This window comes from Desulfovibrio sp. (genome assembly GCF_018379785.1).
In the GTDB taxonomy this organism is placed as follows: Bacteria; Desulfobacterota; Desulfovibrionia; order Desulfovibrionales; family Desulfovibrionaceae; genus Desulfovibrio.
Map to the genome: position 1 here is coordinate 1 of NZ_JAGZUV010000091.1, position 9,817 is coordinate 9,817.

10 protein-coding genes are annotated in these 9,817 nt (G+C 56.1%); 6 read left to right on the forward strand and 4 right to left on the reverse strand.

All coding sequences use genetic code 11. From position 1 onward, the window contains the following. The 3 genes from KH208_RS14210 to pseI all read left to right on the forward strand — a co-directional run. Positions 1-670: N-acetylneuraminate synthase family protein (locus tag KH208_RS14210; RefSeq protein ID WP_291437375.1), on the forward strand; the 670-nt coding region annotated here is incomplete at its 5' end. Next, a complete protein-coding gene (gene pseG / locus KH208_RS14215; RefSeq protein ID WP_291437377.1) occupies positions 660-2,135 on the forward strand; it encodes a UDP-2,4-diacetamido-2,4,6-trideoxy-beta-L-altropyranose hydrolase in 1,476 nt (491 codons plus the stop codon). The genes KH208_RS14210 and pseG, both read left to right, overlap by 11 nt. Continuing rightward, the gene (gene pseI, locus KH208_RS14220; RefSeq protein ID WP_291437379.1) at positions 2,136-3,167 is read left to right on the forward strand and encodes a pseudaminic acid synthase; all 1,032 of its coding nucleotides are present in this window, start codon (positions 2,136-2,138) and stop codon (positions 3,165-3,167) included. Positions 3,168-3,330: 163 nt separating this feature from the next. Here pseI and KH208_RS14225 read toward each other — a convergent pair whose 3' ends face one another. Genes KH208_RS14225 through KH208_RS14235 form a run of 3 tightly spaced genes read right to left on the reverse strand, consistent with a single transcriptional unit; the run spans position 3,331 to position 7,547 of the window. Further along, positions 3,331-4,317 carry a hypothetical protein gene (locus tag KH208_RS14225; protein ID WP_291437381.1) on the reverse strand — a complete coding sequence of 329 codons (987 nt, stop codon included), beginning with the start codon at positions 4,315-4,317 and terminating at the stop codon, positions 3,331-3,333. A 33-nt stretch (positions 4,318-4,350) separates the two neighbouring features. Then, positions 4,351-6,498 (reverse strand): HD domain-containing phosphohydrolase, encoded by a 2,148-nt coding sequence (locus KH208_RS14230; RefSeq protein ID WP_291437383.1) that lies wholly within the window; start codon positions 6,496-6,498, stop codon positions 4,351-4,353. An 11-nt stretch (positions 6,499-6,509) separates the two neighbouring features. Then, positions 6,510-7,547: a transglutaminase-like cysteine peptidase gene (locus tag KH208_RS14235; protein ID WP_291437385.1), complete on the reverse strand. Its 1,038-nt coding sequence runs from the start codon at positions 7,545-7,547 to the stop codon at positions 6,510-6,512. A gap of 277 nt (positions 7,548-7,824) precedes the next feature. Here KH208_RS14235 and KH208_RS14240 point away from each other — a divergent pair, with 277 nt between their 5' ends. From KH208_RS14240 to KH208_RS14250, 3 genes are all read left to right on the forward strand, one after another. After that, positions 7,825-8,175: a pyrimidine dimer DNA glycosylase/endonuclease V gene (locus tag KH208_RS14240; RefSeq protein ID WP_291437387.1), complete on the forward strand. Its 351-nt coding sequence runs from the start codon at positions 7,825-7,827 to the stop codon at positions 8,173-8,175. 98 nt (positions 8,176-8,273) lie between these two features. Continuing rightward, a complete protein-coding gene (locus tag KH208_RS14245; protein WP_291437390.1) occupies positions 8,274-8,636 on the forward strand; it encodes a proteasome assembly chaperone 4 family protein in 363 nt (120 codons plus the stop codon). Next, positions 8,630-8,836, forward strand: a complete 207-nt coding sequence (locus KH208_RS14250; protein ID WP_291437391.1) for a hypothetical protein — start codon at positions 8,630-8,632, stop codon at positions 8,834-8,836. Before KH208_RS14245 ends, KH208_RS14250 begins: the two co-directional genes overlap by 7 nt. 178 nt (positions 8,837-9,014) lie before the next feature. Here the strand turns inward: KH208_RS14250 and KH208_RS14255 are convergent. After that, the coding region (locus KH208_RS14255; RefSeq protein ID WP_291437393.1) for an aminotransferase class III-fold pyridoxal phosphate-dependent enzyme at positions 9,015-9,817 on the reverse strand (803 nt) is incomplete at its 5' end.

A 9,817-nucleotide genomic window follows, 5' to 3' on the forward strand; every position in this document is an offset into this window, starting at 1 on the left:
ATGCGTCAAAATTTGTTCTGGAGACATAAACTATCACTATCTCCTTAGGCAAGCAGCGCGATATCAGTGGACAGTACAGATTGATACAGGCAGCGCGACTATTGGTGAAGTTGAACAGGCCGTAGAAATCCTAGAAATGGCTGGATGTAAAAATATTATTATCAATCATTGCCCTTCTGGCTATCCCGCCCGTCTTGAAAGTATCAATTTACGGACAATACAGACGCTGCGACAAATGTTTCCATATCCCATTGCATTTTCCGATCATACTCCCGGTGCTACCATGGATATTGCCGCTGTTGCTCTGGGCGTTGACATGCTTGAAAAAACCATAACGCTTGACCGCTGTATCCGCAGTCCTGAGCACATTATGTCTCTAGAACCTCAAGAAGCCAAAGATTTTGTGCAAACTATCCGCGATGTGGAAATAGCGCTGGGTAGTCCTCGTCGAAGCATGACATCTGCAGAACGGGCATTACCTCCCGTTGCACGTCGCAGTATTATTGCGGCGCGAGACATTGCTGCGGGGGAAACGCTTACTCAAGACATGCTTGATTATGCACGTCCTGGAGATGGTCTGCCTGCCCATCTCGATTTTCTTCTGCTCGGCAAACAATGTTGTGTGAACCGTAGACAAGGTGAGAGGCTATCCCCTTCCGATGTTTCCTGACCAAACAGCAACCTTACTCATTCGTGCCGATGCGGCCCCCCGCATGGGGGCCGGACATGTAATGCGCTGTCTCGCGCTGGCGCAAGCAGCATGCAAGACAGGTTTGAATGTGCATATGATTTGCCGGCTTGGAATTGGTTGGCTGCGTTCTCGGCTGGCAAAAGAAAATATTCCGCTGCACATTCTCCCAGATCACCCACCGGAAAAAGAACTGCCGGAAGAATTGTTGCAGCAGCTTCAGGGTGAAGGGCTTCCCCTTACGGCTGAAGGCCCAATCTGGATCGCTCTTGACGGATATCACTTCGACGGTGATTGCCAGAAGGCTATCATGTGCGCGGGCTATCGCCTGTTGGTCATTGATGATTACGCCCATCTACCTGAATATCATTGCGATATTCTTTTGAATCAGAATATCGGTGCCGAAAAACTTCTCTATCACGGTACCATTGGTCACAAGCTGCTTGGACTAGACTATGTGTTGCTGCGACAAGAGTTTCTGAAAGTCAAAAAAAGAGCAATAAAACGGATATCGCCAATCCCGCCGCAAAACATTCTCATTACCCTCGGTGGTGGCAACTTCATCGAATATCTGGAAAAGATTGCCGCAGAAATGGACATGACGGAACTGGCCAGCAGCACAGTACGTGTCATCCAAGGGGCCATGAATGCGGAACGTGTACGCGCCGCCTTTGTCCGCTGCCCTGCCCGGCTGGAGATTTTGTCACGCGTGGACGATATGCCTGCCCTGCTGCTGGATACCGACCTGTGCATTACGGCAGGGGGCTCGACTTGCTGGGAACTATGCTATCTGGGAGTGCCTTTTTTGACAGTCGAATTGGCTGAAAATCAGCATGCGATTGTAGAGTTACTTCACACACAGCGTATAGCAAAACAATATTTTCCAAAAGTGTGGGAGGATATTCTCTTGGGCAGAGCAGCACATGAAAAAGCATCATTTGGAGGCAATGGAATACCCAACCTTCTGATATTTTTTAAGATTTCACTGTGCAAAGTTGAGAAAAGCGATATTGATTTTATTTTTGGCCTTGCCAATGAAGAAGACATAAGAGCAGCCTCATTTAACAATCTGCCTATACCTTATGGCGAACACATAAAATGGTTTTCAACAGTATTAAAAAAAAATATTCCGTTTTTTATTGTAAATATTGATAAAAAACCGTTTGGATATGTCAGGTTTCAGAAAAAAAATGAAGAAGTACAAATAAGTATCGCTATATCAAAAGAATTTCGAGGAAAGGGCTATGGAGAATATATCATAAGAGAAGCCTGTAAAAAATATTTCTTCGAAAATGACGATAAACAAATAATTGCATACATAAAAAAAGGCAACACTCCATCACTTAAATCTTTTAAGAAATCGGGCTTTCACGTTTCTGGAGATTTTGCCATCAACGGCACTGTTGCAACAAAGCTCTATCTCAAAAAAAACTTTTTGGAATTCTAAATGTTCGACAAAAAGAAGCCTACCTATATCATCGCCGAGCTCTCTGCAAATCATAATGGCAGTATCGAGCGCGCTGAAGCCATTGTGTGCGCCGCTTTCAACGCTGGAGCGGATGCCGTCAAATTACAGACTTATACAGCCGATACCATGACGATTCCCTGTGATAACAAATATTTTCGCATTGAAGGGACGTTGTGGAAAGGGCGTACCTTGCATGATCTCTATCAGGAAGCGTATACTCCTTGGGAATGGCATCCACGCCTGATGGGGCTTGCTGAAGAATTGGGCATGGCTTGTTTTTCCACTCCCTTTGACGCAAGCGCGGTGGATTTTTTGGAAGGCCTGAATGTGCCCTGCTACAAGGTCGCCTCTTTTGAAGTGGCGGACATCTCTCTACTCAAAACAATTGCTGCCACAGGCAAACCAGTGATCATGTCCACAGGCATGGCCACGCTTGCCGAAATCGCCGAGGCCGTTACAACCCTGCGCGAAAACGGCACAAAAGAACTCGCTTTGCTCAAATGCACCAGTGCCTATCCCGCTCCGCCGGAAGAGGCAAACTTGCGGACTATTCCGCATTTGGCGCAGACCTTTAATTGTGTCGCGGGTCTTTCCGATCACACGATGGGCAGCGCCGTGGCCATTACGGCGGTTGCCCTGGGAGCGCGTATCATTGAAAAGCATTTCACGGTGTCGCGCGCCGATGAAGGACCGGACTCAGCCTTTTCCATGGAGCCGGAAGAGTTCGCGCAAATGGTCAAAGACATCCGTGCAGCGGAAAAAGCGCTCGGGCATGTCAAGTATTCGCTAACGGAAAAAGAAAAGGAAAGCGTCGTGTTCCGTCGCTCTCTGTTTGTGGTCAAAGACGTCCGCATCGGCGAGCCCTTCACGCCGGAAAACGTACGTTGCATCCGTCCTGGATATGGGCTGCCACCTCGATATTATGATGAAATTCTTAACAAAAAATCAACACACAACATCACTGCGGGCACCCCACTGACATGGGAGCACCTCTTCCAGACTAACGAATAAGCGGAAACGCTATGTGTTTATTCAAACAGGTTGTTCACCCTGTCTCCAATCATTAAGCTGAATGCGCGGATAACGGCATATCCACGGATCATAGAAATATGAACAACAAACAAAAAGATAAAATCTCTCTGCAATTGGTTACCTACACCTTTCCAGGCATCACTTAAAAAGCCTCTCCGCTCTGTTCCGCCAGCCATTGGAGATAATGGGGATATTGGCGTTGCAGCAAGCCCAGGGCATTTGACTCGGCCAGCGCATAGCGCCGGGGGGTTTTATTGCCCGTGCCCACCCAGTGCTTCAGATACCGCGTAAGCTCGAAATGCCGGGCGCGCAAACCCAGCGCGTGCATGTCTCTGAACCAGGCCACGCCCGTATCAAGATTTTCCGTGCCGCAACGGCGAAATGCTCCCGGCGTGAATGCCGGGCCCTGTGGCGTGCAGAACGGGCGCGTCTTTTCCAGATCCAGCAGGCAGGCCCATTCGCTGACCCGGCATTCCGGCAGGGGCCAGGGCTGGGCGTCGAACATGCCCGCGAATCCCTCATCATAAGGCCGCACAAAAATGCCACGCTGTCGCGCCAGAGCATAAAGACGGCACAAGGCTTCATAATCCGGCCGGAACTCCGTATAGTGCAACGGGCCGCATGCGCCGCGGCCCATAATTTCGCGCGTGAGTTCCTCACGCCGTGCCGGACAGTTCCAACATTGCCCCACTGCCCCCAGAGCGAAGGCGTCGCCCATTTCCCGCAGCATGTCGCCCAGAATATCGCGCAGCACCAGTACGTCGTTGTGCATCAGAAAAAGCTTGCGGCTCCGGCTCTGCTCAAAGGCATATTGATAACGGATGCCCAGCCGGTAGTCCGGATCGTCAAGCCGGACGGGATCGACAGCTTCGCGTGCCAGCCAGAAATTCGGCTGGAATACCTGACAGCGCTCGTCCAACTCCTCTCGCAGATACCGGGCAATATAATACGGACTGATGGCATCGTATCGCGAACCATACGGCTCAAACTGCAGCCAGATCACCCCCACATGCTCCCCGCTGTGCTTGAGCAGCGACAGCAACGAGAGTGCGGTCTGAAACGGCTTGGCGAAAATATTGACCGCCACGTCCACCGTTTCAGCGCCCTCGGAAGCGGATGCGGAAGACATCTGCCTGTCATCCATAACGGCTTGCGCTCGCCTCTAATTCCGCGTGGGATCGATGTGCGGCCCGATCTGTTCATCCACCGGCCCGCTGTTTTCCTGCCCGTCATCCGCCACAGGCGTTTCAATGGCCCGTTGCACGGCATCCGGCGGCAATTGAGCCAGCGCCGCCACCACAGCGGGATCAAAACCGGGATCCTGGGAAAGCAGATGTACCGCTTCTTCCGGACTCATGCCCGCCCGGTAGGAACGTGCGCTGACCATGGCGCAGAAGGCGTTGGCCACCGCCAGGATGCGGGCATTGGTCACGATTTCCTCACCCTTGAGGTGCCGGGGCTGGCCCGTCCCGTCCAGGCGTTCACCCATCTGATAGACGGCTTCGGGCACCGGCAGGCCGAATTGCAGATCGTGCAGCGCTTTGTAGGCGTATTCCGGCGCGCGCAGGACTTCCTGCTGTTCCTCGGGCGTGAGCTTGCCTTTCTTGGTCAAAAGATGGTGCGGCACAAAGATCTTGCCCGCCTGAGAGAGCCGCGCGGCCAAACGCAGGGTTTCCCTGTCCTTGTCCGGCAACTCCATGCTGGCGGACAATAATTCCGAAACCAGCTCCATTTTTTGCGAATGGCCGATCAGATTCACGTCCACGCTTTCAATGGCCCGTACCAGGGCGGCAATGCTGTTGGCCTGACGCTCGCGCGCGGCCTCGGCCCGGCGGCGGAATTCCGTGATATCCTGGAAAATCCCCACGCAGCCGCCCTTGACCTTCACCCCGTCTTCCTGATGGTCCTCAAAGGGAAAGAGCGTCACGCGATAAAGGCGCGCGCCGTCGGGCCGGTCCAGAGAAATTTCAATGCTGTCCATCCGGCCGCTGACGCTCACGCGTTCCATACCCTGGAGTAAATCGGACGCGGCCTTTTGCGGCAGCACGTCTGCCAGGGCCGCATTGGCCATGTCCTCCTCGCTTCTGGCCGCGATCTGACAAAATGCCGGATTGGAGACCTGCACGCGGCCCTGGCCGTTCACCAGCAAGAGCCCCGCCTGCAGAGAAGCATTGATGCTGTCCAGCATCAGCTTCTGCTGGCGGATCACCGTATACAGGCGCTGAAAATGGCGGGCCGTGGCCCGGTGCGACCGGCTGACCATGCTGGCCCAGACAAAAGCCAGCAATAAGGCGACGCCCAGGCTGCCCAGTACGCCCAGGCCGTAAATCTGAGTGGCCTGTCCTTCCAGTTGGGAATCCACCAGAGAGGCAGGCACCTCCACGACCAGGCACCAGTCCAGGTCCGTGAGTTTGGCGCCCAGGGAGTAGACTTCTCCGCTGCCGGTCAGGGCGTTACGGCGCATAAAAGGCAGATTCAAGTCATTTCCCGGCTGAAAGGCGGCCGGTGCGAGGGCGGCTTTGCCGTCACGCAGCAGCACCACCTCCTGGCCTTCGGGACCGCGATCCCAAATGCGCGGCTGGAAATCCTCATGCTGGTCCGGGCCCTGGGTCAGAAAACCGGTCACGGCTTTTTCCACGGGCACGGTGAGCAGCAGAAAGGCCACGGGTTTGGGGTCGCCCTCTCCCAGCACCTCATACAGCGGATCAACCATGTCCATGACCAGACCGTCGCCCGGATTGCGCACAGGACCGAAAGCCAGAGACCTGGCCGTATCGGCGCGGCGCACCAGCGCGGCCTGCTCCGGGCTGAGAGATGCGGCCTGTGCCGGGGCCACCAGTGAAGTCCCGTCCGGAGCCACCACCCGGGCGGCCGTCCAGCCCCTGCGGCGCACGAAATCCTGCAGAATATCCCGCATATAGGAGAGCTGCTCGGCCATGGAGCGCAGGGCCTCATCCTCGCTCCGGCCCGCGTCGGAAGCGGAGAGCCGGGCCGTCCCCTCAGGCCCCAGGCCGCGCACATCCGCAGCGAACAGACGGAACATTTCCGCCGAACTGATGAAACGCGCCTGCTCCACAAGTTTGCCGCGCCAGGCACGGACGGATTCCAGCGACTTGTCTACCCAGGCCTGCTGGATGTCACGCTGCTTGTTCAGAATCTCCTGGGTGGTGTATTTGAGCTGGAAATTGCAGAGCACAAAGGCCACGGCGGCCGCCAGCACAAAGAGCAACAGGCCCACGCTCACCACGACGGTCTTTTTCATGCGGTACTGCCTGGCCACGGCCTGCGCGTTCATTTCCTGCATTTCCATATCAGTTCACCTTATTTCAGCTTGCGGCCTTTGAGATGCGCCCAGCGCCCGAATTCATTGACCGAATACTGCGGGCTGTAGTGGCTGAAGCGCGTATGGGACAAAACGGCGTTGCTCAGGCTGTCGAGCACATAGGCGTCGTTATTCATATACACCACCAGCACGGCATGGGCCATATTGCGGATCGTATCGCGCACCACCACTATACGCATTGTTTCGGGCGGAATGCCCAATTCCTTAAGCGTAAAATATTTGATGATCGAATAATCTTCGCAGTCGCCGGATTTCTTCAGGAATTCCGCCGGAATTTCCCAATAGTCTTCCTGGCCCCAATTGTCTATGTCCTCACGATAAGGCCAGGTGTTCCAGAAAGAATTGACGTAGCGCAGAAGATCCATGGTATTTTTACCCTTGGCTTTCTCCTTGAACTGCGCCCAGGTCACCTTCTTGTTAAAATGTTTTTCCGGCAAAAAAACGGGATCAGCCTGATTGCGCTTGAGCAGGTCCAGCCAGGCGGGCAACGAGGAAAGCGGCCGCTTGAACTCCACCGTGCCGAACAGCTTGATTTTCGACGCGGCAGATGCGGCCGGAGGGTCCGCCGCCGCGGAAGGCAGATCGTCCTTTTCGGGCAGGGCGGCGGGCGGCGGCCCTACCGTATCGGCGGAGACGGGGGGCCGCCGGGCTTGCGCGGGAGAAGACCCGGCAGTATCAGGCGATGTGGGATCAGGAGGGCTCTGAACGGCCTGGACGCCGGCATCGGGAGACGGCGTCTCTGACGGCGCGACATCCGGCATTCCGCCGGGCAAGGAAGCAGATTCATCTTTGGGGAGCGACGGCGGCGCAGTGCTGAAGGCGGATTCATCCACATGGTCCAGCACCTTGGGACGCTCTGAAACAGCGTTGTCGCCGCCCGGAACAACTCCAGGAGCGATATCCACGGCAAAGCCGTGGACGCCCGCTGCCAGCAGAAAGCACATGACCGCCACGGCCAGGGCAAAAGCCCCGCCGCGCCGCTTCAACGGCTTGCCAGACTGGAAAAATATGGGCATGCGCGCCGCCCGCTCCTGCTGAAACACTGAGGCTGAAACAGGCGGCCGCCAAGCCGCCCCGGCCTTGGGAACTACGGGAAAAACCTCAATATTTTTCCCGTATCAAACTGAAAATTCTCGTTCTTTTATATATACGTCGCCCGTTGCGTCTTGTCCAGACGAGAAAATTTCAGGTTTTTCAGCCGGTCAACAGAAACGACTTGGCAAGCGGCCTTGAATGCTTACAAACAATCTAACGGCTTATAGCGACGCAGCAACGTGAACAAGGAGACCGACAATGCGGATGTGGCTGGTGCCGCCGTCACACATGTGCCGGAAGCACCTTTTGGGAGAACATGTGGAACTGCACATGCTTCTCGGCAGCCTGAAAAAGGGGAAATCCATTACCGGCTTTCTGTCTGGCGGCCTGGTCGATCCGTGCCGGATGTATGAACGGCACGGCGAACTGGTCCGGGAAATGGAACGGCGCGGCTATGCGCACAATTCGCCGCTAAAGGAAGAAGAATGTGCAGAAGCACTCCGGAATTATGACTGTTCCACGGCGCGCATCGACGTAACCGCCAATGCCCTGGAGCTGCGGCGGCGCTGTCGGGAGTGTGCCCGTCTGACCCCGTCCGAGGCGCTTTAACGAGAAATAATTCCGGCGCTTCATCAAACAAGTTTCTCCCACTTGCCATAACAGCCATTCTGCCCCATCCTGGCAAAAGATCGCCTGAAGGAGCAAATATGCGTTTTTGTCTGCGGCGGGGACGGCTGAAACTGGAATTGCGCGTCCAGCATCTGGGACGCGATCTCCAGGTGGTTCTGAGCGGCGGCGCGGCGCACTTGGGAGCAGTTGCTCTGGCCGCGCCGGACAAGACCTCGGAAACGGCTGTGTTTGTCCTGCCCGGCCACCGGGAGGATCAACTGGCCAGGCGCATGGCCAGGCGCCTGGCCGACGTTTTGAAACGCGCTGTCTGCGTGAGCGCGGGCGTCCATTACGACGACATCAGCAAGAAAGAAATCGCCGCCGTGGAGCGCATGGCTGACGCTCTGACCGAGCGCTGCCTGACCGCCCTGACGGCGGAACAAAAGGATGCAACATGTTGACAGTCAAGGATCTGGAAGAATTGGAAACCTATATGCGTTCCGGCGAACTGGAGGCGGACTTCACGGACGGCTGCGAAAACGACCGTTTCTATTTGCTGGAGCTGCTGGAAAAACTCATGGACGTGGCAGAACTGGCCGACGCCACAGCCACGCGGCTCATCTTCCGGGGCCTGCCGGTACCGCCGCCTCCCGCCGAATAACAGTCATCGTTGACACTTGAAATGCCCGTTTACGGCGAGCAAAGCTCGTCTGCGCCGCAACGGTCGGCGACGGCAATCAGTTCGCGGACAGACAGCCAAGGAAACTACAGTCGGTATCCGTTACTTACGGATAGCGCTCAGAGCAGTTGGCGCATTTCATGCGTGAACGGCTCTACCTTCATGCGCAATGCGCGCCCCGGCGCAGAGCCGTCTCCACAGCCGCGCAGAGCCGGATTACATCCTCGGTCGGGCTCACATAGGGCGGCATGAGATAAATAAGGCGGTTGAACGGTCTGATCCAGACGCCCTGTTCCACAAAGCAGGCCTGCAGGGCCGCCGTGTTCACGGGCCGCTCCGTTTCCACCACGCCGATGCCGCCCAGCACCCGCACATCCTCCACGCCGGGCAGGTGGCGGCAGGGCTCCAGTCCTTGACGCATGGCTGTTTCCAACCCGGTCACCTGCGCCTGCCAGCGGTTTTCATCCAAAATGTCCAAGGCGGCCCCGGCCACGGCGCAGGCCAGGGCATTGGCCATAAAGGTAGGCCCGTGCATAAAGACCCGGCCTTCCCGGCAGATGCCTTGCGCGACTTCTCCGGTGCACGCCGTGGCCGCCAGGGTGAGCATGCCGCCGGTCAGGGCCTTGCCGCAGCAGAGAATATCCGGCGTGATCCCGGCCCATTCAGCGGCAAAGAATCTGCCGGTGCGGCCGAAGCCCGTGGCGATTTCATCAAAAATCAGCAGCGCGCCTGCTTTACGGCAGAGGTCCGCCAAACCGCGCAGATAGTCCGGATGGTAAAACCACATGCCGCCCGCGCCCTGTACCACAGGCTCCAGAATTACGGCCGCGATTTCTTCGCCGTGCCGCTCCAGCTGACAGCGGGCGTCGTCCAGACAGGCCGGATCAAAAGGCGCGTCAAAACGGCAGGAAGGCCGTTCCATAAAAATTTGCCGCGGCAACAGGCCCGCAAACAGGTTGTGCA